Consider the following 26,159-nt stretch of genomic DNA (forward strand, 5'->3'; position numbering starts at 1 on the left):
AACGCTGTGGCGCGCCGGAAAAGGACCAATTCCCGAACGTTTGCATTGCGCGCTGTAATGTTATTTGCGAGCCTGATTCAGGGAAGGGCAAGGATTCCATCATGACAGCGATACGGCCGGCGGGCTGTTCAGTTTTCCTCGTAGAGGACGAGGTCATGATCCGGATGATGGTCGCCGATATGCTGGAGGAACTCGGCCATAGCGTTGCGGCCGAGGCCGGCGAGATCGGCGAAGCGGTCAAGCTTGCGCAATCGACCGAATTCGACCTCGCGATCCTCGACGTCAACGTCAATGGCAAGGTGATCACCCCGGTCGCCGAACTGATCAACGCCCGCAACCGCCCCTTCATCTTCGCGACCGGCTATGGCTCGTCCGGCCTGCCTCCGGAGTATCGCGACCGTCCGGCGCTGCAAAAGCCCTTCCAGCTGGAAACGCTGGCCCAAGTGATCTCCAGCGCGATGAAGGGCGCGCCGGTCTAGCCGCAAGTTGCGCACGTAGCCCGGATGGAGCGAAGCGTAATCCGGGGACTTCACAATACGGGTCCCGGATTTCGCTTCGCTCCATCCGGGCTACAGATTCCCCGAGGATTACTTCAGCGTATCAATCAGCGTTTCCGAAAATGCTTCATCGGTGCGGTCGAGCCGCAGCGGTGTGACCGAGACGTAGCGCGCCGCAAGCGCGGCGAGATCGGTGCCTTCGGCCGGCGCATCCATCATCGCCGCGCGCTCGAAGCCGATCCAGAAATATGGATTGCCGCGTCCGTCGTGACGGCGATCGATCTTCAGGAACCCCTGATTGCGCTTGCCCTGCCGCGTGATCCGGATGCCCTTCACGTCATCGGGCATGCAGGACGGGAAGTTGACGTTGATGACGGTGTTTCTGGGGACGCCGGCGCCGATCACCTTGCGAATGATGTCGGGCCCGAATTTCAACGCGGTGTCCCACAGCGGCGCGTTGCGCGTCTCAATCGAGAATTCCTGCGACAGCGCGAATGACGGAAAGCCCAGAATGGTGCCTTCGAGCGCGCCGGCGATGGTGCCGGAATAGACCACGTCCTCGGCGACGTTGCGGCCCTTGTTGACGCCGCTCAGCACGAGATCGGGCAGCTTGTCTCCGAGAATGTGGCGCGCGCCCATGATGACGCAATCGGTCGGCGTGCCGCGCACCGCGAAGTGACGCGGGCTGACCTCGCGCAGACGCAGCGGATCGTTGAGCGACAGCGAATGCGAGACGCCGGACTGATCGAGCTCGGGGGCAACGATCCAGACGTCGTCGGACAACGCGCGTGCGATCTGCTCGACGACCTGCAGGCCTGGAGCATGGATGCCGTCATCATTGGTGCAGAGAATTCGCATCCGTCAAAGTGCCTTTTGTTCCGATTCGGCGCGGGTATCTTACGCTGCGGCTTCTTGAGTTGACTGCCGTCTTAACCGGCTAGGGCCGCGGAGGCAAACCTGGCGATGGCCCGCGCCATCGTGCCGACGTCACGCGCCATGGACGGACAAATCGCGCGCTGCCGGCGATCTTGCGCTCGAACACCGGCCAGGCTGCTCTGGCCGGCCGCCGAACAACCGCAATCACGGGCGTTGGCCGCGGCGCCTCTGGCACTTTGACCCGTGGGGTCTGACGCAGTTCGGCCCCGAGACCTCGGGACGCGACAGCTTCCGACCTTGGAGGCTCGGGCCTGGCAGGTTCAGGCTTGGCAGGTTCAGGCTTTGCTTCAACCTTGGGAGCTTCAGATTTGAGAGCTTCAACCTTGGGAGCTTCAACCTTGGGCGGCTCAACCCTCCGAGCTTCCGGCCTGGCCGGCTCAAGAGCAATTGGTGCGGTTTGGCGAGGCTCGGGCTCGGGAGGCTTCGGAAGCTCCGACGTGGGGAGCTCGGACTTCTTGATGGGATCGGCCGTGATGGAATCGGCCTTGATGGGATCAGCTTTGGCGGGCGCGGTCGTGAGCGACTCGGCCTTCGGAATTTCAAACGCGCGAGGCTCAGCCCTGGACGGTTCGGGGGCGACCCAAGCCGCTTGGGGGAGCTCGGACCTCGCCGGCTCGACCTTCCGAGGCTCAACCCTGAGCGGTTCGGGTTTGGGCGGCACCGGAGCGAGCGCTTCGCCCAGCGCCGTCGCAGCGGATTTCGATTTCAGCCTGGCCAGCAGCTCCTCGATCGAGGGCACCGATGTCGCGTCAAGCGGCGCGCGCGGCGCGGCCGGCGGCGTCGCCCGGACCGGCGGTGGCGGCGACCCAATCGGTGCAGGTGGTGGCGGCAGATCTGCCGGCGCCAATTGGGCGAACTTGCCGCGCGCGATCTCCAGCGCCTTGTCGAAGTCGGGCCTGTCGATCCAGGCCTTCGATTGCACCTCGGTCACGCGCGCGTCCCACAGGCGCGCGGCCTCGATGTCGTAATAGCCCATCTGCTTCTGATTGATCAGCTGCAGACCGTGGCCCGTGACGGCCCATTGTCGACCTAGCCAGTGGATGTCACGGTGCAGCGGCATCACACTGGCCTCGCCTCACATGCCGTGCTCGATGACCTTGAGCCCGCCCATATAGGGCTGCAGCACATCGGGCACCGCGATCGAACCATCTTGCTGCTGATAGGTCTCCATGACGGCGATCAGAGCGCGCCCGACCGCCGTGCCGGAGCCATTCAGCGTATGCACGAAGCGCGGCTTGCCGTCGGGGCCGCGATAGCGCGCGTCCATGCGACGGGCCTGGAAATCGCCGCATACCGAGCAGCTCGAAATCTCGCGATAAGCGCCGCCGTCGCCCTGCCCCGGCATCCACACCTCGATGTCGTAGGTCTTCTGCGCGGAGAAGCCCATGTCGCCGGCGCACAGCGTCATCACGCGATAATGCAGGTCGAGCTTCTGCAGCACCTGCTCGGCGCAGGACAGCATGCGCTCGAGCTCATCCTTGCCGGCTTCCGGCGTCGTGATCGACACCAGCTCCACCTTTGTGAACTGGTGCTGGCGGATCATGCCGCGCGTATCGCGTCCCGCCGCGCCGGCTTCGGCACGGAAGCACGGCGTCAGCGCGGTGAGCCGCATCGGCAGCTCCTTCTCGTCGAGGATGGATTCGCGCGCGAGGTTGGTCAGCGAGACTTCCGCGGTCGGGATCAGGCCGAGGCGCTCGCTGCGCAGATCGGCATTCGGCGACGCGAGCAATTCGCCCTTGATCGCCCAGAACTGGTCGTCCTCGAATTTCGGCAACTGACCGGTGCCGAACATCACGGCGTCGCGCACCAGCAGCGGCGGATTAATCTCGGTATAGCCATGCTCGCCGGTGTGCAGGTCGAGCATGAACTGTCCGATCGCACGCTCGAGCCGCGCCAGGCCCTTCTTCAGCACGACGAAGCGTGCGCCGGACAGTTTCGCCGCCGCCTCGAAATCCATATAGCCGAGCGCGGTGCCGAGATCGTCATGCAGCTTCGGCGCAAAGCCGTAGTCGCGCTTCTTCCCGTACACGTGGTGCTCGACATTGCCGTACTCGTCGGTGCCGTCGGGCACCTCGTCGAGCGGCAGGTTCGGAATCGACGACAGCTCTTTGGTCAGCTCGTCATCGGACGATTTCGCCGCCAGCTCGAGCTCCGGCATCGTGGTCTTCAGCTCGGCGACTTCAGCCATCAGCTTGGCCGCGCGCGCCTCGTCCTTCGCCTTCTTGGCCTCGCCGATCTCCTTCGAGGCCGCATTGCGCCGCGCCTGGGCCTGCTCCGACGCCAGGATCGCCGCCCGTCGCTTCTCGTCGATCGCCAGCAGCGACGGCGACAGGGCCTCTAGCCCGCGGCGCTTCAGGCCGGCGTCGAAGGCTGTCGGGTTGTCGCGGATCGCTTTGATGTCGTGCATGGGTCAGTCCTGGCAGGCTATGCGTAAGCAACCAACCATTGCGTTGGCAAACTACGGCTATGTAGTTCCACTATCACGACCCTCATCGTCAGCGAAAGCGGGTGATCCGGTATTCCAGAGACGTCGGCGTGTCACCGGGAAGCCGCAGCGTACTGGATACCCCGCTTTCGCGGGGTATGACACCGACTGTGAGGTGAAATCACCCTACTCGGCCGGATTGGTCGCCGACGGCGCCCCGGACGAGGCGGTCGAGGTCGCGGCCTTCTTCTCCACGATCCGGACCGCGATGATGGCGCCCTCGTAGAGCGCGAGCAGCGGGATCGCGAGCGAGGCCTGGCTCAGCACGTCGGGCGGTGTCAGCACGGCGGCGATGATGAAGGCGATCACGATGAAGTAGCGCCGCTTCTCCTTCAGCATCTTCGAGGTGACGATGCCGATGCGGCCGAGCAGCGTCAGGATCACCGGCAGCTGGAACGCGATGCCGAAGGCGAAGATCAGCGACATCATCAGCGAAAGATATTCGCCGACCTTGGGCAGCAGCTGGATCTGCGCGGTCTCCGCGCCGCCGGCCTGCTGCATGCCGAGCGAGAATCGCACCAGCATCGGCAGCACGACGAAATAGACCAGCGCCGCGCCCATCACGAAGAACACCGGAGTGGCGATCAGGTATGGCAGGAACGCGTTGCGCTCATGACGGTAGAGACCGGGCGCGACGAATTTGTAGATCTGGGTGGCGACGATCGGAAACGAGATGAACCCAGCGCCGAACAATGCGAGCTTCAGCTGGGTGATGAAATATTCCAGCAGCGCGGTGTAGATGAACTTCGAATTCTCCGGCCCCGCGATCCAGACGAACGGCCAGACCAGCACGTTGTAGATCTGCTTGGCGAAGAAGAAGCAGATGATGAAGGCCACGCCGAAGCCGAGCAGCGCCTTGATCAGCCGCGAGCGCAGCTCGATCAGGTGATCCATCAAGGGGGCCTTGCTGGCCTCGATGTCTTCGGCGCTCATGACGCCCTCGCGTCCTTGCGCACATCGGGCTGCGCCGGCGTCACGTCCTGCGGCGACGGCTCGGCCTTCACCTCATTGGTGATCGCGAGCGGCTCGCTGGCGGCAGCATGCGCCTCGGCCTCGACGAAGGTTTCCGGCGTCGGCTCGGCAGGAGTCGTGGGCGTCACCGGTGCGTCACTTGACGTCACAAGTGCGTCGCTCGACGTCACCGGTGCGTCGATCGCGGATGCGACCTGCGCATCGACCGGCTTGTCGATCTGCAGGGCGTCGCTGACGTCCTTCTGCAGCGAAGTCATGATGTTGCCGCTGGTGATGCCGGTTGCGGCCTCCTTGACCTCGTCAAAGCTCTTCTTGAGGTCGGCCATCTCGGCCTCGCGCATGGCTTCCTGGAACTGGCCCTGGAATTCGGAGGCCATCTTGCGGGCCTTGCCCATCCATTGCCCGACCATGCGCAGCACGCCCGGCAGTTCTTTCGGGCCGATGGCGATCAGCGCGACGACCGCGATGACGACCAGTTCACTCCACCCGATATCGAACATGAATTCTTCCGCCTAAGCGCGCCGCCATCGGCCCCATCGCTCCCATCAGGATCTGGGGCTGCCGGCGCCTTTTCTCAATCGGCGTCCATAGCGCGTCTGTGCGACGGCGTCACCGTTTCGCGCAAGAAAAAACGTCGAAATATGCGTCAGTACAAGCGCGTTAGACGGCCTTGCTGCCGACGTCCTGGCGCGCGGCCGACGGCGCCGCATTGTGATCGATCGACTTCGTGGGCTCGGTCTTCTCGGCGACCTTGTCGTCGTCCTGCATGCCCTTCTTGAAGGCCTTGATGCCCTGGGCGACGTCACCCATCAGATCAGAAATCTTGCCGCGTCCGAACAGCAGCAGGACCACTGCGATCACGACGATCCAGTGCCAAATGCTCAACGAACCCATCCTGCAACCCTCCAGAAATGGCCGGCGGACCGGCCTGAACTTTGCCGGAAGGTAGGCCCGCGGGGTGTCAAAAACAAGGACCTCGGCCGCGGCAAATCGCTGTCGCGGCTACGTAATATTGCTAGCCTTAACCGGGAATATTCAGGCTTATTCGCCCTTGTCCTCGGTGTCGGCGTCATCACCCGCGTGGTCGGCGCGGTCTTCCGGCTCGCCCGCGTCGGGTTCGGCCGCATCCGCGTCAGAGGCAACGTCCGCCTCGACCTCGACCTGAGCGGTCGTTTCGACCTCGGCAGTCCCAACCTCATCGGTCGTTTCTGCGTCGGCTTTCGGTTCCTCGGCTTCCGGCTCGACGGCCGGCGCCAGCAGCAGTTCCAGCGTATCACCCGGCTCGAGCGGCTCCTCGTCCTCCCGCAGCGTCGCGTCATCCGACGGCGACGGAACGGAAAATCCGGTCGGCAGACGCGAGTCGAGCAGACCCGTGCCCTTCAGCTCCTCGAGCCCCGGCAGGTCGCCGAGCGCTTCCAGGCTGAACTGCGACAGGAACGCGTCGGTGGTTCCGAAGGTGAGCGGACGGCCCGGCGTCTTGCGGCGGCCGCGCGGGCGGATCCAGCCGGTCTCGAGCAGCACGTCGATCGTGCCCTTCGACGTGACCACGCCGCGAATCTCTTCGATCTCGGCGCGAGTCACCGGCTGGTGATAGGCGACGATCGCCAGCACCTCGATCGCGGCACGCGACAGCTTCCGGGTTTCGGTGCTCTCGCGCGTCATCAGCCACGACAGATCGCCGGCGGTGCGGAACGTCCACTTGTTGGCGACACGCACCAGATTGACGCCGCGCGGCGCGTATTCCGCCTGCAGCTGCGCGAGCGCCGCCTTGACGTCGACGCCGTCGGGCATCCGCTTTGCCAGCGTTGCCTGATCGATCGGCTCGGCCGATGCAAACAACAGGGCTTCCAGGAGCCGCAATTCCTCAGGACGCGCCACCGGATCCATAGGAGAAACCTCCTCCTCGGGCTCTTCTCTGCGCACTTCCGCCAAGCTTGCCATGGGCTTGCTCTCCTTCTTCCACTTACTCAACCGACAGGTCCGGCGCTGCCATTGCGGCCTGCGCTTGACGCTTTCGGAAATAGATCGGCGCGAACGCCTGCTTCTGGTTGATCTCCATCTCGCCCTCGCGAACCAGCTCGAGGGCGGCAGCGAAGCTCGATGCGAACACCGTCGCCTTCTGGGTGGGATCGGCGACGTAATTCATCAGATACTCGTCGAGGCAGCTCCAGTCCTCGGCGATGCCGACCAGCCGCTCCAGCGACGCACGCGCTTCGGCCAGCGACCATACGGTACGCTTTTGCAGATGAACCGTCGTCAGCACGCGCGACTGGCGCTGCGTGGCGTAGGCCGACAGCAGGTCGTACAGGGTCGCGGTGAACTTCGGATGCTTGATCTCGGCGATCGATTCCGGATTGCCGCGCGGAAAGATATCGCGCTGGAACTGGGGCCGGTTCATCAGCCGGTTCGCCGCCTCGCGGATCGCCTCCAGCCGGCGCAACCGGTTGGCGAGCGCGGTCGCCATTTCCTCGGCGCTCGGCCCCTCCGCGCTCGGCGGCTCGGGCAGCAGGAGCCGCGACTTCAGGAACGCCAGCCACGCCGCCATCACCAGATAGTCGGCCGCAAGCTCGAGGCGAATCTTGCGGGCAGCCTCGATGAACGAAAGATACTGGTCGGCAAGCGCAAGGATCGAGATCTTCGACAGGTCGACCTTCTGCTGCCGCGCCAGCGTCAACAGCAGGTCGAGCGGGCCCTCATAGCCCTCGACGTCGACCACCAGCGCCGGTTCGCCCTCGGCGAGGTCGGCCGGCCGCCCGGTATCAAACGAAAGAATTTCAGCGGTCATGCCGTCCCTACCCGATCCAACAACGCATCCAGTTCAGCCCGTGCCGCCTGCCGGTCGAGCGGCTGAGGCGGCTTGCGCGCGGCGAGCGTCGCCTTGGCGCGCTCAAGCGCCTTGCCGGTCAGTTCCGGCGTTTCGCGTGCGACCTCGCGCATCTCGTCAATATTGCCGTTGCAGTGCAGAACCATGTCGCAACCGGCGGTGACGATGGCGCGGGTCCGCTCGGCAATCGATCCGGCCAGAGCATTCATCGACACGTCATCACTCATCAACAAACCCTGGAACCCGATCAGGCCGCGAATCACCTGTTCGACGATTGTCGCAGAAGTCGTCGCCGGATGGACGGGGTCGAGCGCGCTAAACACAACATGTGCAGTCATGGCCATCGGCAGATCGGCAAGCGGCTGGAACGCAGCAAAATCGGTCCGTTCCAGCTCGGCCTTGGCGGTATCGACCGTCGGAAGCCGGAAATGGCTGTCCGCGGTGGCCCGGCCATGGCCGGGAATATGCTTGAGAACCGGCAATACCCCGCCCTGTTCCAGCCCGTCCGTGACCGCCTGGGCGATCGCCGCGACCTTGCCGGGTTCAGTTCCATAGGCCCGGTTGCCGATCACCGCATCCGCCCCGGCCACGGGAACGTCGGCCAAAGGCAGGCAATCGACAGTGATTCCGAGGTCGGTCAGATCGGCCGCAATCAGCCGTGAGCTGAGCCGGGCTGCCGCAAGCCCGAGCTTCGGATCGATGTCGTAGAGCGCCCCAAAGCTCGCGCCCGGCGGATAGGCCGGCCAATGCGGCGGACCAAGCCGCTGCACCCGCCCGCCTTCCTGGTCGATCAGGACCGGAGCATCGGAAACGCCGACTGCGGACCGGAGTTCCCCAACAAGAGCCGCCACTTGGGCAGGACTCTCGATGTTGCGCTTGAACAGGATGAAGCCCCATGGCCGCTCGGCGCGAATGAATTCGCGCTCGGCGTCGTTGAGGATCAGCCCGGATATGCCCGTGATGAATGCGCGGTTCGTCATTCGGCCGATTAGGCCGTATGCAGCTCACGGGTCAAGGAAACGGCCTTTAATTTCTTTGGATGAGGCACTGCGGTCCACCCGCCGACATCAGGCTCTTGCACACTTGGCTCGCCTCTTCCGAGGACGCGAACGGGCCCGCGAAGGCGCGGTAGTAGACGCCTTTCTCTCCGAGATCGACGCGCTTCACCACCAAGGGCTGCGAACCGAGCACGTTGCGATACTTGCCCTGCAGCGTCCGGTACGACGCCTGGGCGTCCGCCTCGTTCTTCTGCGAGGAGACCTGGACCAGATATCCGCCGCCCCCAACCGGAGCCGCCGAGGTCGAGGCCACCCGGGTCGGAGGTGCGGCCGGAGCCGCCTCAGCCTGGCCGGGAACAAGCGACATTGGCGAGTTGACGCTGGCGTTGGCCGCAGCCGGGTTGCCGCGCGACACCGGAGACTTCGCCGCCGCCGGAGGTTTCGCCGGCACGGTTGCGGTGGCCTGCGTGCCATCGGGCGTATCGCCCTTGACTGAAAGCGTGCGGACCTTGCGCGGCTCGTTGTTCGGCAACGTGCCGTTCGCGGTGATCGGCGCCGGCGCCGGCTGTGCCGTCTGCACGCTGGCGGGCGGCGGTGGATTCGCATTGGCGTTCAGCGGCGGAAACACGACGCGCGGTCCGGCGGTCTTCGAATTGACGTCGACCGGCGTCTCTTCGCGCGAAACGATCTTCTCGGTGCCGTCGCCCGTCGCCATGCGGTCCGGCGTCTTGGCCGGCGCGTCGGCCTGGGCCGGGATCACCTTGGTCGGCGTGTTGTCAGCCTTGATGATCGGCGGCTCACCGCTGCGGGGCGAGCCGACATAGGTCCGGTAGGCATACGCGCCACCGACACCGAACACGCCGAGCGCCAGCACCGCGGCGACCGTTATCAGGCCGCTGCGCCGCCGACGGGGCTCGGGTTCTTCCTCGTAGGCCTCCTCATAGGCATAGGGATCGTCCGGATAGGCGGGATCGCGCTGCAGGTCCTGCTCGCCGGCTTCCAGCTGGCCGTAGAGCGCGTCGTCATAGCGCGACGGATCCTGACTCTGACTGCCACTCTGATAGCGCGGCTCCTCGTCAAATGCCTCCGGCTGCCGAGGGGCCTCGACCGGCCGATACTGCGCCACCGGCGCGGGCGCGGGCTGCGCCTGCTGAGCCGCGTAGCGATGCAACGGATGCACCGGCTTCGGCTGGTAGTCCTGCTCGGGCTCTTCGTCTTCGATGTTCTGCACGGGAGGCGGAGCGACAGCCTCCTGCCGCGCGCGCTGCATCCAGGGCGGCGGGCCCGCGGGCGGCGCATCCTCGTCCGCGGCCTGCGGCTCGTATTGTTGCGGCCGCGCGTTGGCGCGCGACTGCAGCGGTCGCGGCGGCGGCTTGTTGGCGGAGCCGAAGGGATCCGTCTGGCCGATCAGCCGTGCCAGTTCGGCAAGCGGATCGCTGTCGGCCTTGGAAGCCGTGTCGGCGGGAAAATGTCGGTCCTGATATCGATCAGCCATTGTGATGATGCATCCCCTTCGGGACAGCGCCAAGATCGCCGGCACAGCCGGTCCGTACGAGTTGGCCTCTGCCAGATGCCCTCACAAATCCCCACTCGTGAGGGCCTAATGCCCCTGCCTACCGCATCTCGGTCGGAGCGTGGACGCCTAGAACAGCTAAGCCCGATGCCAGAACCGAGACGACGCCCTGAACCATTGCCAGTCGCGCCCTCGTGATCTCTGCATCATTATTGATAATGAAGCGTAAATAGGGCAAATCGCGCCCCTTGGTCCAAAGCGCATGAAATTCACTGGCCAAATCATAGAGATAAAAAGCGATTCGGTGCGGCTCATGCGCCACCGCCGCAGCCTCGATCATCCGCGGATAAAGCGCAAGCCGCTTGAGCAGCTCGAGCTCGGCCGGGTCGGTCAGCCGCTCGACCGTAACATTACGGAGATAGGCCAGCCGGGCCTCATCGGTCTCGGGCAGATCGGAAACCGCTTCCTCCCGCGCGTTGCGGAAGATCGAATGGCCGCGGGCGTGGCCGTACTGGACGTAGAAGACCGCGTTGTCCTTTGACTGCTCGATCACCTTGGCGAGGTCGAAATCGAGCACCGCGTCGTTCTTGCGGAACAACATCATGAATCGGACAGCGTCGGAGCCGACCTCGTCGACCACCTCGCGCAGCGTGACGAATTCGCCGGACCGCTTCGACATCTTCACCGGCTCGCCGTCGCGCAACAGCTTCACGAGCTGCACGATCTTGACGTCGAGCACAGCCTTGCCCGCGGTCACCGCCTTCACGGCGGCCTGCATGCGCTTGATGTAGCCACCATGATCGGCGCCGAACACGTCGATCAGATTGGTGAAGCCACGCTCGAATTTGTAGCGGTGGTTGGCGATGTCGGATGCGAAGTAGGTGTAGGAGCCGTCCGACTTGATCAGCGGACGATCGACGTCGTCGCCATAGGCGGTGGCGCGGAACAGCGACTGCTCGCGGTCCTCGTAGTCCTCGACCGGCTTGCCCTTCGGGGGCGGCAGGCGGCCCTCGTAGATGTCGCCCTTGGCGCGCAGGAAATCGATGGTCTCGGCGACCTTGTTGTTGCCTGACGTGATAAGCGAGCGCTCGGAGAAGAACACGTCGTGATGGATATTGAGCGCGGCGAGATCGCCCTTGATCATCTCCATCATCATCGCGATCGCCTTGTCGCGCACGATCGGAAGCCACTCGGCTTCGCTCATGTCGAGCAGCTTCTCGCCATATTCCTCGGCGAGCGCCTCGCCGACCGGCACGAGGTAATCGCCGGGATAGAGCCCTTCCGGGATCGCGCCGATGTCCTGGCCCAGCGCCTCGCGGTAGCGCAGGAACGCCGAGCGCGCGAGCACGTCGACCTGGGCGCCGGCATCGTTGATGTAATACTCGCGGCAGACGTCGAAGCCGGCGAACTGCAGCAGGCTGCACAGAGCGTCGCCGAACACGGCGCCGCGGCAATGGCCGACATGCATCGGTCCGGTCGGGTTGGCCGAGACATATTCGACATTGACCTTCTCGGCCTTGCCGATGTCGCTGCGCCCGTAAGCCGAGCCGGCGGCCAGCACGGCACGCAGCGCGTCCGCCCAGACCTGCGGCTTCAAGGTCAGGTTGATGAAGCCGGGCCCGGCGACATCGACCGAGGCCACCAGCGCATCGGCGCGCAGCCGGTCGGCGATCTTGTCGGCGAGCTCGCGCGGCTTGGCCTTGGCATCCTTGGCGAGCACCATCGCGGCATTGGTCGCCATGTCGCCATGGCTGGCGTCGCGCGGCGGCTCCACCACGACGCGGGACAGATCGATGCCGGCGGGCCAATTGTCCTCGGTTGCGAGCGCGGCACAGATCGCGTGCACGCGCGTCAGCATGTCGGCAAAAAGGTGTGGTGAAGCAGTGGTGTCGGCCATGGCAGGGCGCTAACGCAAATCCGGGGTCGAGTCAAAAAGCCTTTGGTGCTCGATCAGGGCGAAACGGTCGGTCATCCCGGCAATGAAATTGCCGATCCGCCTGTTCCGAGCGCTCCCGGTCTCCTGCACGCTGCCCTCGATCCATTCCGCCGGCAGGTCTTCCGGCGATTGCTGGTAGCGCTCGAACAGATTGCGGACCACCTTCTCGGCCTCCCCCATCACCAGCATCACCCGCTTGTGGCGATACATCCGCCGGAACAGGAACGCCTTGATCGCCGCCTCCTGCTCCGCCACCTCGGACGGAAACGCGATCAGCGGGGTATTGTGGTGGCGCACGTCATGGGCCGATTGCGGCTGCGCGGCCGCGAGGCGCCGGCTCGCCTCGTTGAAGACCGCGCTGATGAAGTGTGAGATCAGCTCACGCACCAGTTCGGCGCCGCGCCGGACCTCGTCGAGCCCGGGATAGTGGCGGTCGATCTCGGCGATGATCTCAGCGGTCAGCGGCATCTCCTTGAGGTCGTCGACCGCGAACAGACCGGCACGCAGGCCGTCATCGATATCGTGCGCGTCGTAGGCGATGTCGTCGGCGAAGGCCGCGATCTGCGCCTCGAGCGAGGCATAGCTCCAGAGCTCGAGGTCGTGGCCCTTGTTGTAGTCGGCAATTCCGATCGGGATTCCACTCACCAGGTAGCGGCCGGCGGGTGCGCCACCGCGCTCGGTCAGCGGACCGTTGTGCTTGACGATCCCCTCGAGCGATTCCCAGGTCAGGTTCAGCCCGCCGAATTCGGGGTAGCGATGCTCCAGCGAGGTGACGACCCGCAGCGCCTGCGCATTATGGTCGAAGCCGCCGTCATCCCTGAGGCATTCGTCGAGCGCCCGCTCCCCGGCATGGCCGAACGGCGGATGGCCGAGGTCATGCGCCAGCGCCAGCGTCTCGGTCAGGTCCTCGTCGACCCCAAGTTGGCGGGCCAGCGCCCGGGCGATCTGCGCGACCTCCAGCGAATGGGTCAGCCGCGTGCGGTAGTGATCGCCTTCGTGGAAGACGAAGACCTGGGTCTTGTGCTTGAGGCGGCGGAACGCGGTGGAATGGATCACCCGGTCGCAGTCGCGCCGAAACGGGCTCCGGGTCCGGCTCGGCGGCTCCGCGACCAGCCGGCCGCGGCTGCGATCGGGGTCGCAGGCATAAGGCGCGCGGGGGGCAGCCATTCCGACCGACACTGTATTTTAGTCCTTATCCATTTGATTCCATGGTCCGACGCACTTAACTATGACTGAGGCGGCCGACCAAATGAATTGGGGATGACGCCGGGCCTGATCCGGATCAGATCATGCTCAAATAGGGTTTCGGAGACCGACATGACTGCTGCCATTACCGTCAGCGAACGGGCCGCCCGCCGTATCGGGCAGATCCTCAGCAAGGAAGGCGAAGGCGCCAAGCTGCGCATTTCGGTCGAGGGCGGCGGCTGCTCCGGTTTCCAGTACAAGTTCGACGTCGAGCGCACCCAGGCCGATGACGACCTCGTGATCGAGCGCGACAGCGCGGTGGTGCTGATCGATCCCGCCTCGGTCCCGTTCCTCGCAGGCTCGGAGGTCGACTTCGTCGACGACCTGATCGGCGCCTCGTTCCGCGTCGTCAATCCCAACGCCACCGCCTCCTGCGGCTGCGGCACCAGCTTCTCGATCTAGGCGGTGTGGACTCTAAGGATTCCCTTTTAGGAGCAAATCAGATTCAAGGCTGCTTTTGGGAGGCAGTCTTGGGTGTGATGGATCGTCTGGTGTTGAGCGATGCGGCTTGGGAGCGGATGGCGCCGCTGATCATAGGCCGGCCTGACCAGAAGGGCTCGACCGGGCGCGACAATCGGATGTTCGTGGAAGGTGTGCTGTGGATCGTTCGCACGGGCTCTCCCTGGCGTGATCTTCCGGAAGCGTTCGGGGATTGGAACAGCGCGTTCCGGCGCTTCAGCCGATGGAGTGCCAAAGGCGTCTGGTGGCGGATCTTCGAGGCAATGTCCGACGATCCGGACTTCGAATATCTGATTGTCGATTCCACCATTGTTCGAGCCCATCAGCATGCTGCCGGGGCCAAAAAAGGGGGTCTGAAGATCAGGCGCTTGGCCGTTCGCGCGGCGGCCTGAGCACCAAGATACATATGGCCGTTCGCGGCTTGGGATGTCCGGTACGGTTCACGATCACCGCAGGCCAGAAGGGCGATGCACCGCAAGCCGCCACATTGATCGAGGGATTGCCTGCCGAGGTTTTCATGGCCGATACGGCTTATGACGCCGATCACCTGCGCCAGGACATTGCAGCCAAGGGCGCGCTCGCCGTCATCCCCAACAACCCGTCACGCGCGCTCAAGTATCCGCTCGACAAGCATCTCTATGCCCAGCGCCATCTCGTCGAATGCTGCTTCTCAAAGCTCAAGCAATTCCGCCGCGTCGCAACCCGCTTCGAAAAGACCGCCCGAAATTACCTTGCCGTCATCACTCTCGCAGCCATCGTCCTATGGCTGCGATAACTGTCCACACCGCCTAACGCTTCGCGATCCCGAGCGGTTTCTCCCGGCGAGCCGGTTTCCGGCTCGCGCCGAACGCTCGGCTATTCCGCCGCGACCACCTGCGGCCGTTCGACGTCGCCGCCTGCCTCCGCCTGCGGGTCGAGCTTGCGGCGCAGCCTGCGGTCGATGCGGTCGAGATAGATGTAGATCACGGGCGTGATGAACAGCGTCAGCAGCTGCGACACGCAGAGGCCGCCGACCACGGCGACGCCGAGCGGTTGACGCAGTTCGGCGCCGGCACCCGCGCCGAGCGCGATCGGCAGCGTGCCGAAGATCGCCGCGAACGTCGTCATCATGATCGGACGGAAGCGCAGCAGTGCCGCCTCGCGGATCGCGTGCTCGGCGCTGAGGCCGACGCGGCGACGCTCCAGCGCGAAGTCGACCATCATGATCGCATTCTTCTTGACGATGCCGACCAGCATCACGATGCCGATCATCGCAATCACAGACAGCTCCATCCCGAACATCATCAGCGTCAGGATCGCGCCGATACCGGCCGACGGCAGGCCGGAGATGATGGTGATCGGGTGGATGAAGCTCTCGTAGAGAATGCCGAGGATCACGAAGGCTGCGAACACCGCGGCGAGGATCAGCACGCCCTGCCCGCGCAGCGAATCCTGGAACACCTGCGCGGTGCCGGAGAAGCCGGTCACAATCGTCGGCGGCAAATTCGCGGTCTGCTCGAGTTCGGTGATCTTGTCGACCGCGTAGCCGAGTGAGGTGCCCGGCGCGAGGTTGAACGAGATCGTCACCGCCGGCTGCTGGCCCTGGTGGTTGATCTGCAACGGCCCGACCGTCGGCACCAGCCTCGCCACCGCATCCAGCGGAATGGTCTGGTTGTTCGCGGTCTTCATGTAGAGCTTCGAGAGGTCGGACGGATCGACGCGGAACTGCGGCTGCACCTCGAGGATGATCTGGTAGTCATTCGACGGCATGTAGATGGTGCCGACCTGCCGCGCGCCATAGGCGTTGTAGAGCTGGTTGCGGACCTGATCCACGGTGACGCCGTAGACCGCCGCCTTCTCGCGGTCGATGTCGACCGTCATCTGCGGGTTCTTGATGTAGAGGTCGGTGGTAACGTCGAGCAAGCCCGGGATCTTCTCGATCTTGTCGCGCATCTCGGGCGCCAGCCGGTACAGCGCCTCGGTATCGCCGCTCTGCATCACATACTGATACTGGCTCTTCGAGATGCGGCCGCCGATGCTGAGGTTCTGGATGCTCTGGAAGAACGCCTGCATGCCCGGGATCTCGCGCGCCTTCTGCCGCAGACGGCCGATCACCACGGTGGCGTTGTCACGCATCTTCTGCGGCTTCAGCGCGATGAACAGACGGCCGTAATTCGCCGTCGGATTGGGACCGCCGGAGCCGACCGTAGAGTTGATGTACTCTATCGCCGGATCGGTCCGCAGCACCTCGACCAGCGCCTGCTGGCGCACCTTCATCGCCTCGAACGAGGTGTCGGTCGCAGCCTCCGTCACGCCGATCAGAAAGCCGGTGTCCTCCTGCGGGAAGAAGCCCTTCGGCACGATCATGTAGAGGTAGATGGTGCCGCCCAGCGTAGCCAGCGTCACCACCAGCATCAGGGCCTTCTTGGCCAGCACCCAATCCAGCGCCCATTCATAGGCCCGCAGCCAGGCCTCGAACATCGCCTCGAACGCCCGCAGCACGACGTTCGGCCGCTTGGTCGCGTCATGCGTGCGCAGCACGCGGGCGCACAGCATCGGCGTCAAGGTCAGCGACACGAAGCCGGACACGATGATGGCGACCGAGATCGTCACCGCGAATTCGCGGAACACGCGGCCGACGATGCCGCCCATCAGCAGCACCGGGATGAACACGGCGATCAGCGAGAAGGTGATCGAGATGATCGTGAAGCCGATCTCGCGGGCGCCCTTCAGCGCCGCCTCGAACGGCTTCATGCCGTGCTCGATATGGCGGACGATGTTCTCCAGCATGACGATGGCGTCGTCGACCACGAAGCCGACCGAGAGCGTCAGCGCCAGCAGCGTCATGTTGTTGATGGAGTAGTCCAGCGCGTACATCGCCGCGCAGGTGCCGAACAGCGAGATCGGCACCGCGAGCGCCGGGATGAAGGTCGCGGACGCCGAGCGCAGGAACAGGAAGATCACGAGGATCACGAGCCCGATCGCGATCAGCAGGGTCTCCTCGACGTCGCTGACCGCCTGGCGGATCGAGACCGAACGGTCCATCATGACCTGCATGGTCACCGAGGGCGGGATCGCGGCGCGCAGCGCCGGCAGCTTGGCCAGCACGGCGTCGACCACCGCCACGGTGTTGGCGTCGGGCTGCTTCTGGATCGCGAGCACGATCGCCCGCTCGTCGTTCATCCAGGTCGCGATCTTGTCGTTCTCGACGCTGTCATAGACCTTGGCGATCTCGTCGAGCCGGACCGGCGAGCCGTTGCGCCAGGCGACATAGATCTGGCGGTAGTCGGCCGCCTTGTCCATCTGGCCGGAGGCCTGCAGCGCGACGTCCTGCTTGGGGCCATTCAAGGTACCGACCGGCGTCGACGAATTGGCGCGCGACACCGCGGCGCGGATATCCTCCATCGAGACGCCGCGCGCGGCGGCGGCCTCCGGATCGGCCTGAACGCGGATGGCGAATTTCTGCGCGCCGTAGATCAAGACCTGGGCGACGCCCGGCAGCTGCGACAGTGCCTGCCCGATCGTGATGTCGCCGTATTCGTTGACGCTCGACAGCGGCAGCGTCGCCGAGCCGAGCGAGACGAACAGCACCGGGAAGTCCGCCGGGTTCACCTTCCGGAAGCTCGGCGGGATCGTCATCTCGATCGGCAGCCGTCGTTGCGCGATCGTCAACGCGGTCTGCACGTCGAGCGCGGCGGCATCGATGTTGCGGTTGAGGTCGAACTGGATGGTGATGACGCTCGTGCCCTGCGAGGAGTTCGAGGACATCGAGGAGATGCCGGCAATGGTCGAGAGCTGGCGCTCGATGATGCCGGCGACCGAGGCCGCCATGGTGTCGGCGCTGGCGCCGGGCAGGGTCGCGGTCACCGCGATGGTCGGGAAGTCCACCTTGGGCAGCGCCGAGACCGGCAGCAGGCGGAAGCCGAACACGCCGAATGCGATGATCGACGCCGTGATCAGCGTCGTCATGACCGGGCGGCGGATGCAAAGCTCGGAGAGCGTCATCGGTCAGGCTCCGGCCTTGCGCGCCCGCAGTTCAACCCGCGATCCCTCCGAGAGCAGCAGCTGGCCGTCGACGACGACGCTTTCATCGCCCGCCAATCCGTCTGAGATCACCGAGCTGCCCTGGAAGGTGCGATCGACCTTGACCGGCCGGACCTTGGCAACGCCGTCCTTGACGACGAAGACGAAATTGCCGTTCTGGCTGCGCTGCACCGCGACCGTCGGCACCACGACCGCGTCTTCGCTGCGGATGATCAGCTTGGTCTGCACGATGGTGCCGGGCCAGAGCGTCTCGCTCTCGTTGTTCATGATGCCGCGCACGGTCACCATGCCGGTGGTCGCGTCGACGGCGTTCTCCACCATCGCGACCTTGCCGCGCTCGGAGCGCTGGTGGCCGGGAATGGTCGCGATCACCTTTGAATCGCCCTTCCCCATGGCGTCGCGCAGATCGACCAGCGCCCGCTGCGGAATCGCGAAGGTGACGTAGACCGGTGCCATCTGGTTGATGACCGCGAGCGGCTGGGTGTCGGCGGGGCGGACGAAGTTGCCGACCTTGACGTTGGCGGCGCTGATCCGTCCCGCGAATGGTGCGCGGATGACGGTGTAGCTCTTCTGGACGCGGAGGTTCTCCAGCGCGAACCGGTCGGCCTTGATGGTGCCGATCAGGACGTCGGACTGGGTCTTGGCGTTGTCGAGGTTGACTTGGGTGGTCGCCCCCTTGCCGACCAGTTCGGTGTAGCGGCGGAGGTCGCGCTGCGCGCCCTCGAGCTGGGCCTGGTCGCGGGCCAGGACGCCCTCGGCCTGCTCGATCTGCGCGTCGATCTGGCGCGCGTCGAGCGTGAACAGCAGGTCGCCTTCATTGACCCTGGCGCCGTCCTCGAAATGCACCGAGACGATGGTGGTCTCCAGCCGTGACTTCAGCGCCACGCTGGAGATCGGCGTGACCTGTCCGATGGCATCGACATCGACCGGAACCGATTTGCGTTCCGCCTTGGCGAGATCCACGGACACTACGCGCGGCCGCGCCGTCCCTTGCGCGGTGGCGGCGCCGCCACCCATCCATGAAGTGCGGGTCATGTAAGCCGCCCCGGCCGCAATGCCGAGAACAGCGACAGTCAGAACCAAATTGCGTTTTTTCATAAGTTTTGCACGTGCGCCGCCAGCTTCCCTTGAAGGCCGGTGCGCGTCGTCACTCCCCCGTCGGCAATTGTTGCGCCTTGTTTCCTGAGAGGGTTAGCACAGGCGGACCGCCCATGGTATGCCACCTAAGTGAAATAGTGCGGCTTCAATCCGGTGATTTGCATGCGCATCGCCGGACGTTTTGAGTAACCGGGCCGCATCCGTTCTGCTTCATTGAGCTTTCGAATCGCGACCTTATGTCCACCTCCGTCCTTGTCTGCCCCTGGGAAGAAGCTCGCGAACGCTCCCGTGCCATCCGCTACAGCGTCTTCGTCGAGGAACAGCGGGTGCCGGTAGAACTGGAATGGGACGACATGGACGCATCGAGCTGGCATGCGCCGGCGTTCGCCGACGACGGTGCGCCCTTGGCCACGGGCCGGCTGCTGCCGGACGGTCATATCGGCCGCATGGCCGTGCTCAAAGCGGCGCGCGGCACAGGCGTAGGCGCCCGCGTGCTGGACGCGCTGATGGCCAAGGCGGCCGAACTCGGCTATCCGGAACTGATCCTCAACGCGCAGACGCACGCGGAGCCGTTCTACGCGCGCGTCGGCTTCGAGCGGATCGGCGCGGAATTCGAGGAGGCCGGCATCCCGCACATCGAGATGCGGAAGCGCTTGGTCTAAGCGGGGCGGCGCTCGGTCACGTTCCCCCACAATGAAGGAAGTCCGATGGCAGTTCGCATCGCTACGTGGAACGTCAACTCGGTCCGGCAACGGATCGAGCTTCTGGTCAGCTGGCTGAAGGAGTGCTCCCCCGACATCGTCTGTCTGCAGGAGATCAAATGCGTCGATGATGCGTTTCCCCGCCTCGAGGTCGAGGCGCTCGGGTACAATGTCGTCACGCACGGCCAGAAGACCTTCAACGGCGTCGCGCTGCTGTCGAAGCTGCCGTTCGACGAGACCAAATCGGGCCTCGCCGGCGACGACGAGGACGCCCATGCCCGCTTCCTCGAAGGCGTCGTCACGCTGAAGCAGGGCGTGATCCGGGTCGCGTGCCTTTACCTGCCCAATGGCAACCCCGCCAATACCGACAAATATCCGTACAAGCTCAAGTGGATGTCGCGGCTTTTTGAGTATTCGAAGGAGCGGCTTAGGGCCGAGGAGCCGTTGATCCTGGCCGGCGACTTCAACGTCATCCCGGCCGCGCGCGACGTCTACAATCCCGCCGCCTGGGCCGATGACGCCCTGTTCCGCCCCGCCACCCGCGAGGCCTTCCAGTCGCTGCTCGGCCTCGGCCTGACCGACGCGCTGCGGGCGGTCAATGACGAGCCGGGCCAGTACACCTTCTGGGACTACCAGGCCGGCGCCTGGCAGAAGAACTGGGGCCTGCGCATCGACCACCTGTTGATGTCGGCACAAGCGAGCGACCGGCTGATCGACGTCGGCATCGACAGCTATGTCCGGGCCTGGGAGAAGCCGTCCGACCACGTCCCGGTCTGGGCCGATCTCGATTTCGAGATCGCCTGACCCCGCCGGCCGGCCGGAAGTTCAATCCCGGCGGCCCTGCACCCAGTGCTCGAGCATCTGCAGCGCCATCGCGCGATCGTCCTCGGAGGCCTTGGCGATCGCCCGGTTGTAGCTTTCCTTGATCCAGGCCTCATCCGGCGTCGCGCTGTCGCGCGCCAGCGTCAGCCACATCAGGCCGCGTGCCCGCTGCGGCGGCAGGCGGTCGCCGTTGAACAGCATCTGGCCGAGCAGCGCCTGCGCCTGATGCTGGCCCTTCTGGGCGGCAAGGCCGAGCCAGCGCGCGCCGTAGCGGAAGTCGTCCCGCGAGGCGTCCGGCGTCTTCAGGTAGAGCCGGGCAAGATCATACTGGGCGTCGGCATTGCCGAAATAGGATGCGGCATAGGAGAACATCTCCCGCGCCCGCTCGGTGTCCGCCTTGACCTTGGAATTGGGAATGCCGCTCAGATAGTAGCGGCCGAGCGCGACGAAGGCGTTGGCCACGATCGAGGCCTGCGGCGCCGACGGGGAATCCTCGGCATGCGCATTGGCGATCCGGCTGAAATACTCGAAGGCGCGCATGTCGTCCTGGATGACGCCGTCGCCCTCGGCGTACATCTTGCCGAGCTTCCACTGCGCCACGGGGTGGCCGCCTTCGGCCTGGTACTGCAGCGTGCTGAACGACGAGGTCGGCGAGGTCGCCGCAGGCGCCACCGGGGTGGCGGCCCGTTTCAGCGCGCCGGCGGTCCCCGGCTGCGGGGAAACCACAGGAAGAACCGTATCTTGTGGGTTGACCGGGGCGCCGTCGAATCCGAATCCGGGGCCCGCCACCGGGATGGCCCCTAACGCAAACGCCAATATCGTACGCCTAAACGTCCGCATAACACTGTTTCTCGTACGCGCCACCCGGATGGGTGACTGCGCCATCTACCGCCGGCCCCACTTGCTCGGCGTACTTCCACAGCGCACCAGATGTATGGTTCGTCGCGCGAGGGGCCCATTTGGTCTTACGATTTGCGAGTTCGGCGTCGCTCAAATTTACGTTAAGGGTGCCGGAGACCGCATCGATCTCGATGATGTCGCCGTCTTGCAACAACCCGATCGGCCCGCCGACGGCCGCTTCAGGTCCAATATGTCCGATGCAGAAGCCACGGGTGGCGCCGGAGAACCGGCCATCGGTGATCAGGGCGATCTTGCCGCCCATCCCCTGCCCGGTCAGTGCCGCCGTGGTCGCCAGCATCTCCCGCATGCCGGGACCGCCCTTCGGCCCCTCATAGCGGATCACGATCACCTCGCCTTCCCTGTAGGTGCGCTTCTGCACCGCCTCGAAGGCGTCTTCCTCGCGGTCGAAGCACCGGGCCGGACCGGTAAACCTCAGGTTGGACATTCCCGCGACCTTCACGATCGCACCCTCCGGAGCGAGATTACCCTTTAGCCCGACAACGCCACCCGTCACGGTGATCGGATTGTCGGCGGGCCGCACCACATCCTGGTGCGGATTCCATTTCACGCTTTTGAGGTTTTCGGCGATCGTTCGGCCAGTGACGGTCAGGCAATTCCCGTGCAGGTGGCCATTGTCGAGCAGCGTCTTCATCAGCAGCGGAATGCCACCTACTTCAAACATGTCTTTGGCAACATAACGGCCGCCCGGCTTCAAATCCGCGACGTAAGGAGTCTTTTTGAAGATTTCGGCAACGTCGAACAAATTGAATTTAATGCCGCACTCATGGGCGATCGCCGGCAGGTGCAGCGCAGCATTGGTCGAACCACCTGAGGCTGCAACCACGGCCGCAGCATTTTCAAGGGCTTCGCGGGTGACGATGTCGCGGGGCCGGATGTTTTTCTCGATCAGCTCCATCACCTTCTCGCCGGCGGCGGCGCAGAAGGAGTCGCGGATCTCGTAGGGCGCCGGAGCCCCGGCGGAATACGGGAGCGCGAGTCCGATCGCCTCGGAGACGGTCGCCATGGTGTTGGCGGTGAACTGGGCGCCGCAGGCGCCGGCCGACGGGCACGCCACCCGCTCGATCTCGTCGAGGTCCTCGTCCGACATGGCGCCGACCGAGTGCTTGCCAACCGCCTCGAACATGTCCTGGACGGTGACCGGCTGGCCGCGGAAGTTGCCGGGCAGGATCGAGCCGCCATAGATGAAGATCGACGGAACATTGAGGCGGACCATCGCCATCATCATGCCCGGCAGCGACTTGTCGCAGCCGGCGAGCCCGACCAGCGCGTCATAGGAGTGGCCGCGGACCGTCAGTTCGACCGAATCGGCGATGCATTCGCGCGACGGCAGCGACGAGCGCATGCCGTCATGACCCATCGCGATCCCGTCGGTGACGGTGATGGTGCAGAACTCGCGCGGCGTGCCGCCGGCCGAGGCCACGCCCTTCTTCACCGCCTGCGCCTGGCGCATCAGCGAGATGTTGCAGGGAGCGGCTTCATTCCAACATGAAGCAACGCCGACAAAGGGTTGATGAATCTGGGCTGTCGTCAGCCCCATCGCATAAAGATAGGACCGGTGCGGTGCGCGCTCGGGGCCCTCCGTCACGTGACGGCTGGGCAGCCTGCCCTTGATGTTCGTCTTGGCGTCCATCGCGACCCTGTTCCCGGCGCTCTTTCCTCCATCAACGCCGGAACCCGAAAAAATGTCCCGTCGTCGGAGCGCTGGCTATTCAGCTACGTGAATATCCTTTCATGTCGGGGTGTGGCTAAAAAGCGGCGCGAGTGCGGACCGGGTGCTTTTAAGGTTAAATGTTCAAGCACCGTTGCAACATCGCAACAATCGTGGCCGCCAGGCAACCATGTATTATCAGTCCTTATAGGAACCAGACGCGGGCCCGACCACATAGCCGATAGATTGCCGCCTTGTGATGGAACCCGCTGGAGTAGCGGGAAAGGCCAGCCCCTGCTCACGGATTCAACTGTCAAACAGCGTATTCGGTGTCATCACCCGCGTGCGCGTGCGAGTGATCCAGTATTCGAGAGGCGCCAGTTGCTGAGCCGAGAGGACACGTCCTCCGCCGTCGTCCCGGCGAAGGCCGGGACCCATACTCCGCAGCGGGTGTTATGGATGGTACTCGTCGTTCCACCGATGCGCAGCGATGTCATCCAATTCGCGGTGACGCGATGGGCGTATCGCTTCAGCCTTCGCTCTTCGGGCTACGGCGGACAAGTCCCTCCATCCTGCAATTTACCCGGCGGCCAGCTTCGGTGGCGACGGAGGTGACCAGCACTCCGTACGATTCCGGCCGTGCTCCTTGGCCTGGTAGAGCGCCGCATCGGCGGCCTTCGTCAGGGCATCAATCCCGGGCATGCTTGTGAGGGCCTCGGCAACGCCGATGCTCACTGTCAGTGGCACCAGTCGATCATCAGCCCTCAACGACAGCGCTTCCGCCCTCTTGCGGATGCGCTCGGCGACGGTTCGAGCGCGCGACAATGTGGTCTCCGGCAGCAAGACGGCGAACTCCTCGCCTCCAACGCGGCCGACGACGTCGGACTTGCGCTTGCCCCGAATGCATATCCCGGCAACAGCCTTGATGGCCTCGTCACCGACCGCATGTCCGAAGCGGTCATTGATGCTCTTGAAGTGATCGATATCGACCATCAGCACAGATACCGAACGATAGTAGCGCTGGAACCGGCTCCACTCCGCATCCAGCGTCGCCAGGAAGTGCCGACGGTTGAACAATCCGGTGAGCGGATCGGTGGTCGCGAGCACCTCCAGCTGCCGTGCGTTGCGTACGAGATCGGTCACGTCGACGAAGGTCAGCATGCGACCGCCGTTTGCCATCGTCGAGCAATGGATCCTGATATGGCGGCCGTCCGGCGTCTGCACGTCGCGCTTGTGATCGCCTGCCTTGATCTCCGCAATCCGCTTCGCAGGAAAGGCCCTGATCTGCTCCGGGGTCGCGCCCGTCGGAACGGCGCGGCGGTTGCGCGTGAGCAGTGTGATGTATGCCGGATGCCGCGCGACCTCCTCCTCGCTCACCTCCCAGAATTCCCGCATTCGCCGATTGAGGAAGATCGCATTGAGATCGCGGTCGAGCAGGACGACGCCGTCCTCCACAGTCTCGAGCGCGCCGGTCAGCACCTTCAGCTTGTCGGACGCGCGCACGATGTCGGTCACGGGCGTGTAGCTCACCATCCGGCCGCCGTCGGGCAGCGGCGTGCACTGACATCGAACCACGTCGCCATTGCTGCGCCTGAGATCGATCGGGCTCGGGTCCCCGACGTTCACGAGGCGGACGCGCTCGGCAACATAGGCTTCGAGCTGCGCGGCCGGCAGCTCGTAGGCCATCGTCTTGCAGCCGTGATGCATCAGGTCGGTTAAGCTGGGGTTGCGGTCGGCCACCTCGTCCGGAAGCCGCCACATGTTCCGAAACGCGCGGTTGATGAACTGGGCCTTCAGCTCCACGTCCAACAGCAGGATGCCGACGGGTATCTGATCGAGCGCCGCGCGCAGCGCCAGCATGTGCCCGCGCAGAATATCGCCGCTGCGCCGCTCCGGAATGGCGGCCGGCGCAGGAGCGGCAGGCGTGGGCGCCGCAGCGTTGGCCTGCTGCTCTTCAAAAGCCAGGCCGAGCTGGCGGTCCGATTGCCACAGCCGTTTGCATGGCTTCACCTGATTGCTGCCGACGAGCAACAGTTGAATGTGATCGGGAATGCCTACGACACTTTCGAATTCCACGGTGGCGCCCGTCTCCGTGAGCTGGCGGACCGTGCAGTCGAAGGCCGACCGGCCGAAATTGAAGACGATCTTTCCGGCCAGAAACGTTCGGCCGCGGGAAGCTGACACCTGTCCGGACATGGCGAGAATCCACCTGGAGCAATTGCGAGCCCTCTCACCTCAGCACGTTTGAGTCACCAAGCCATGAACGCTTTCGGGAGGGTTTAATCGGGAGCCGAGCCGATGACGGCGGCTGTGTGCGCCGCAAAACGGGTTCCATCCGGCGGAAGGACTCGCTCATAGGGTAGAGCGAAGCGATACCCATCATTTGCGCCGCGGATACTGAATTGATGGGCTTCGCTGCGCACTACCGATCCGATTACGGCTCCGCCGCATCGTCAGTTGCTCACCTCATACCGAGCGCTGCGATTTGCCTCCGGAATTCCTCGAAACGCTCATGCGCTTCCGCCTTCGCTGTTAGAGCTACGGCGGACAAGTCCGCTCCCATCAATCGGTCAAAGTCGCTGCCGGGAAGAATTTAATTCTACCCTATAATTATGCTGTGTTAGACGCAGTCCGAGTAGTAGCGTCGCAACTCCCTCAGTAACGGTGTCAGGGAAACGCCCGCCATGTCTGCTCTCCAAGCAAAACTGGAACGATTTGAGATCCTCGCCGACGAATGCGAGCTGATCGCTAGCAGGACGCTGGATGGGAGCAACCGCGAGCTATACCAGCGGCTGGGCGGGCACTATCGCGAGCTGGCGACCGATATGAGGGCCGTGATCGCGACGGTCAATGCTCCGGCGGCGTAAGAAAAAGGGCCGCTCGAAACAACAAGCGGCCCAAGTCTAGGGAGGAAACGCCCTCAAGGAGGGCGGCGATAGCGCGAAGCGCTGTCGCACCATGCGCATATGGGTCGAGAGTCCAGCTTCGGGAGCCCAGATTGCGCAAGCCAGGGGCGCGACTATGTGCCTTGAATCTGCGCTTCGCAGCGCATAACTCCGGGCGCGACCGCCGAAGATTGAG

22 protein-coding genes and 1 pseudogene are annotated in these 26,159 nt (G+C 64.6%); 6 read left to right on the forward strand and 17 right to left on the reverse strand.

The window, feature by feature from the left end; all coding sequences use genetic code 11:
- The first annotated feature begins 101 nt into the window (after positions 1 to 101).
- Entirely contained in the window at positions 102 to 479 is a 378-nt protein-coding gene (locus ACVIYL_RS33115; RefSeq protein ID WP_026192734.1) for a response regulator, read from the forward strand.
- 108 nt (positions 480 to 587) lie between these two features.
- Here the strand turns inward: ACVIYL_RS33115 and surE are convergent, their stop codons facing one another.
- The 12 genes and pseudogenes from surE to ACVIYL_RS33175 form a co-directional block, all read right to left on the reverse strand.
- Positions 588 to 1,355, reverse strand: coding sequence for a 5'/3'-nucleotidase SurE (surE, locus tag ACVIYL_RS33120; protein ID WP_028332131.1), 768 nt, complete (start codon positions 1,353 to 1,355; stop codon positions 588 to 590).
- A gap of 79 nt (positions 1,356 to 1,434) precedes the next feature.
- Complete coding sequence (locus ACVIYL_RS33125; RefSeq protein WP_456780603.1) at positions 1,435 to 2,496, reverse strand: hypothetical protein; 1,062 nt, start codon at positions 2,494 to 2,496, stop codon at positions 1,435 to 1,437.
- A gap of 12 nt (positions 2,497 to 2,508) precedes the next feature.
- Complete coding sequence (serS, locus tag ACVIYL_RS33130) at positions 2,509 to 3,840, reverse strand: serine--tRNA ligase (RefSeq protein ID WP_253608701.1); 1,332 nt, start codon at positions 3,838 to 3,840, stop codon at positions 2,509 to 2,511.
- Positions 3,841 to 4,044: 204 nt separating this feature from the next.
- On the reverse strand, positions 4,045 to 4,851 hold the full coding sequence (gene tatC, locus ACVIYL_RS33135) for a twin-arginine translocase subunit TatC (protein ID WP_028342074.1): 807 nt from the start codon (positions 4,849 to 4,851) through the stop codon (positions 4,045 to 4,047).
- Complete coding sequence (tatB, locus tag ACVIYL_RS33140; protein ID WP_456780604.1) at positions 4,848 to 5,390, reverse strand: Sec-independent protein translocase protein TatB; 543 nt, start codon at positions 5,388 to 5,390, stop codon at positions 4,848 to 4,850. The genes tatC and tatB overlap by 4 nt, the downstream gene beginning before the upstream one ends.
- Positions 5,391 to 5,550: 160 nt before the next feature.
- The gene (locus tag ACVIYL_RS33145; RefSeq protein WP_028332136.1) at positions 5,551 to 5,784 is read right to left on the reverse strand and encodes a twin-arginine translocase TatA/TatE family subunit; all 234 of its coding nucleotides are present in this window, start codon (positions 5,782 to 5,784) and stop codon (positions 5,551 to 5,553) included.
- A gap of 162 nt (positions 5,785 to 5,946) precedes the next feature.
- A pseudogene (gene scpB / locus ACVIYL_RS33150) lies at positions 5,947 to 6,831 on the reverse strand (SMC-Scp complex subunit ScpB); the annotation flags it as partial.
- Between the two features lie 22 nt (positions 6,832 to 6,853).
- Positions 6,854 to 7,675, reverse strand: coding sequence for a segregation and condensation protein A (locus tag ACVIYL_RS33155; RefSeq protein ID WP_050420355.1), 822 nt, complete (start codon positions 7,673 to 7,675; stop codon positions 6,854 to 6,856).
- Positions 7,672 to 8,694, reverse strand: a complete 1,023-nt coding sequence (gene nagZ, locus ACVIYL_RS33160; protein ID WP_253608703.1) for a beta-N-acetylhexosaminidase — start codon at positions 8,692 to 8,694, stop codon at positions 7,672 to 7,674. Before nagZ ends, ACVIYL_RS33155 begins: the two co-directional genes overlap by 4 nt.
- Before the next feature lie 46 nt (positions 8,695 to 8,740).
- Positions 8,741 to 10,207, reverse strand: a complete 1,467-nt coding sequence (locus ACVIYL_RS33165; protein ID WP_253608704.1) for an SPOR domain-containing protein — start codon at positions 10,205 to 10,207, stop codon at positions 8,741 to 8,743.
- Positions 10,208 to 10,325: 118 nt separating this feature from the next.
- Positions 10,326 to 12,122: an arginine--tRNA ligase gene (argS, locus tag ACVIYL_RS33170; RefSeq protein WP_456780605.1), complete on the reverse strand. Its 1,797-nt coding sequence runs from the start codon at positions 12,120 to 12,122 to the stop codon at positions 10,326 to 10,328.
- A gap of 9 nt (positions 12,123 to 12,131) precedes the next feature.
- On the reverse strand, positions 12,132 to 13,340 hold the full coding sequence (locus ACVIYL_RS33175) for a deoxyguanosinetriphosphate triphosphohydrolase (RefSeq protein WP_456780606.1): 1,209 nt from the start codon (positions 13,338 to 13,340) through the stop codon (positions 12,132 to 12,134).
- A gap of 138 nt (positions 13,341 to 13,478) precedes the next feature.
- On the opposite strand from ACVIYL_RS33175, the gene erpA reads away from it, so the two are divergent.
- Both erpA and ACVIYL_RS33185 read left to right on the forward strand, forming a co-directional pair.
- Positions 13,479 to 13,808 (forward strand): iron-sulfur cluster insertion protein ErpA, encoded by a 330-nt coding sequence (erpA, locus tag ACVIYL_RS33180; RefSeq protein ID WP_016846874.1) that lies wholly within the window; start codon positions 13,479 to 13,481, stop codon positions 13,806 to 13,808.
- 68 nt (positions 13,809 to 13,876) lie between these two features.
- A protein-coding gene (locus ACVIYL_RS33185; protein WP_092083899.1) for an IS5 family transposase occupies positions 13,877 to 14,640 on the forward strand; the annotation gives its coding sequence in 2 pieces (ribosomal slippage) (positions 13,877 to 14,212 and positions 14,215 to 14,640; 762 coding nt in all).
- Positions 14,641 to 14,720: 80 nt separating this feature from the next.
- Here the strand turns inward: ACVIYL_RS33185 and ACVIYL_RS33190 are convergent.
- Positions 14,721 to 17,849 (reverse strand): efflux RND transporter permease subunit, encoded by a 3,129-nt coding sequence (locus ACVIYL_RS33190; RefSeq protein WP_253608707.1) that lies wholly within the window; start codon positions 17,847 to 17,849, stop codon positions 14,721 to 14,723.
- A gap of 3 nt (positions 17,850 to 17,852) precedes the next feature.
- Entirely contained in the window at positions 17,853 to 18,986 is a 1,134-nt protein-coding gene (locus ACVIYL_RS33195) for an efflux RND transporter periplasmic adaptor subunit (RefSeq protein WP_057018545.1), read from the reverse strand.
- A 236-nt stretch (positions 18,987 to 19,222) separates the two neighbouring features.
- Between ACVIYL_RS33195 and ACVIYL_RS33200 the strand changes: the two genes are divergently transcribed.
- Positions 19,223 to 19,648, forward strand: coding sequence for a GNAT family N-acetyltransferase (locus ACVIYL_RS33200; protein WP_456780607.1), 426 nt, complete (start codon positions 19,223 to 19,225; stop codon positions 19,646 to 19,648).
- Between the two features lie 45 nt (positions 19,649 to 19,693).
- A complete protein-coding gene (gene xth, locus ACVIYL_RS33205) occupies positions 19,694 to 20,491 on the forward strand; it encodes an exodeoxyribonuclease III (RefSeq protein WP_253608709.1) in 798 nt (265 codons plus the stop codon).
- Positions 20,492 to 20,512: 21 nt separating this feature from the next.
- Here the strand turns inward: xth and ACVIYL_RS33210 are convergent, their stop codons facing one another.
- From ACVIYL_RS33210 to ACVIYL_RS33220, 3 genes are all read right to left on the reverse strand, one after another.
- Positions 20,513 to 21,349 carry a tetratricopeptide repeat protein gene (locus ACVIYL_RS33210; protein WP_026192730.1) on the reverse strand — a complete coding sequence of 279 codons (837 nt, stop codon included), beginning with the start codon at positions 21,347 to 21,349 and terminating at the stop codon, positions 20,513 to 20,515.
- Positions 21,336 to 23,060 (reverse strand): dihydroxy-acid dehydratase, encoded by a 1,725-nt coding sequence (gene ilvD / locus ACVIYL_RS33215; RefSeq protein ID WP_253608710.1) that lies wholly within the window; start codon positions 23,058 to 23,060, stop codon positions 21,336 to 21,338. The genes ACVIYL_RS33210 and ilvD overlap by 14 nt, the downstream gene beginning before the upstream one ends.
- A gap of 597 nt (positions 23,061 to 23,657) precedes the next feature.
- On the reverse strand, positions 23,658 to 25,274 hold the full coding sequence (locus ACVIYL_RS33220; protein ID WP_456780608.1) for a diguanylate cyclase: 1,617 nt from the start codon (positions 25,272 to 25,274) through the stop codon (positions 23,658 to 23,660).
- A gap of 488 nt (positions 25,275 to 25,762) precedes the next feature.
- On the opposite strand from ACVIYL_RS33220, the gene ACVIYL_RS33225 reads away from it, so the two are divergent.
- A complete protein-coding gene (locus tag ACVIYL_RS33225) occupies positions 25,763 to 25,945 on the forward strand; it encodes a hypothetical protein (protein ID WP_092083416.1) in 183 nt (60 codons plus the stop codon).
- The last annotated feature ends 214 nt before the right edge of the window (positions 25,946 to 26,159 follow it).

Source organism: Bradyrhizobium sp. USDA 3315 (assembly GCF_054056795.1).

What these genes read in the sequence shown, in the direction of transcription:
- ACVIYL_RS33115 (WP_026192734.1), top strand. Translation starts at nt 102, where the DNA reads ATGACAGCGATACGGCCGGCGGGCTGTTCAGTTTTCCTCGTAGAGGAC.
- surE (WP_028332131.1), bottom strand. Translation starts at nt 1,355, where the DNA reads ATGCGAATTCTCTGCACCAATGATGACGGCATCCATGCTCCAGGCCTG.
- serS (WP_253608701.1), bottom strand. Translation starts at nt 3,840, where the DNA reads ATGCACGACATCAAAGCGATCCGCGACAACCCGACAGCCTTCGACGCC.
- tatC (WP_028342074.1), bottom strand. Translation starts at nt 4,851, where the DNA reads ATGAGCGCCGAAGACATCGAGGCCAGCAAGGCCCCCTTGATGGATCAC.
- tatB (WP_456780604.1), bottom strand. Translation starts at nt 5,390, where the DNA reads ATGTTCGATATCGGGTGGAGTGAACTGGTCGTCATCGCGGTCGTCGCG.
- ACVIYL_RS33145 (WP_028332136.1), bottom strand. Translation starts at nt 5,784, where the DNA reads ATGGGTTCGTTGAGCATTTGGCACTGGATCGTCGTGATCGCAGTGGTC.
- ACVIYL_RS33155 (WP_050420355.1), bottom strand. Translation starts at nt 7,675, where the DNA reads ATGACCGCTGAAATTCTTTCGTTTGATACCGGGCGGCCGGCCGACCTC.
- nagZ (WP_253608703.1), bottom strand. Translation starts at nt 8,694, where the DNA reads ATGACGAACCGCGCATTCATCACGGGCATATCCGGGCTGATCCTCAAC.
- ACVIYL_RS33165 (WP_253608704.1), bottom strand. Translation starts at nt 10,207, where the DNA reads ATGGCTGATCGATATCAGGACCGACATTTTCCCGCCGACACGGCTTCC.
- argS (WP_456780605.1), bottom strand. Translation starts at nt 12,122, where the DNA reads ATGGCCGACACCACTGCTTCACCACACCTTTTTGCCGACATGCTGACG.
- erpA (WP_016846874.1), top strand. Translation starts at nt 13,479, where the DNA reads ATGACTGCTGCCATTACCGTCAGCGAACGGGCCGCCCGCCGTATCGGG.
- ACVIYL_RS33190 (WP_253608707.1), bottom strand. Translation starts at nt 17,849, where the DNA reads ATGACGCTCTCCGAGCTTTGCATCCGCCGCCCGGTCATGACGACGCTG.
- ACVIYL_RS33195 (WP_057018545.1), bottom strand. Translation starts at nt 18,986, where the DNA reads ATGAAAAAACGCAATTTGGTTCTGACTGTCGCTGTTCTCGGCATTGCG.
- ACVIYL_RS33200 (WP_456780607.1), top strand. Translation starts at nt 19,223, where the DNA reads ATGTCCACCTCCGTCCTTGTCTGCCCCTGGGAAGAAGCTCGCGAACGC.
- xth (WP_253608709.1), top strand. Translation starts at nt 19,694, where the DNA reads ATGGCAGTTCGCATCGCTACGTGGAACGTCAACTCGGTCCGGCAACGG.
- ACVIYL_RS33210 (WP_026192730.1), bottom strand. Translation starts at nt 21,349, where the DNA reads ATGCGGACGTTTAGGCGTACGATATTGGCGTTTGCGTTAGGGGCCATC.
- ilvD (WP_253608710.1), bottom strand. Translation starts at nt 23,060, where the DNA reads ATGGACGCCAAGACGAACATCAAGGGCAGGCTGCCCAGCCGTCACGTG.
- ACVIYL_RS33220 (WP_456780608.1), bottom strand. Translation starts at nt 25,274, where the DNA reads ATGTCCGGACAGGTGTCAGCTTCCCGCGGCCGAACGTTTCTGGCCGGA.
- ACVIYL_RS33225 (WP_092083416.1), top strand. Translation starts at nt 25,763, where the DNA reads ATGTCTGCTCTCCAAGCAAAACTGGAACGATTTGAGATCCTCGCCGAC.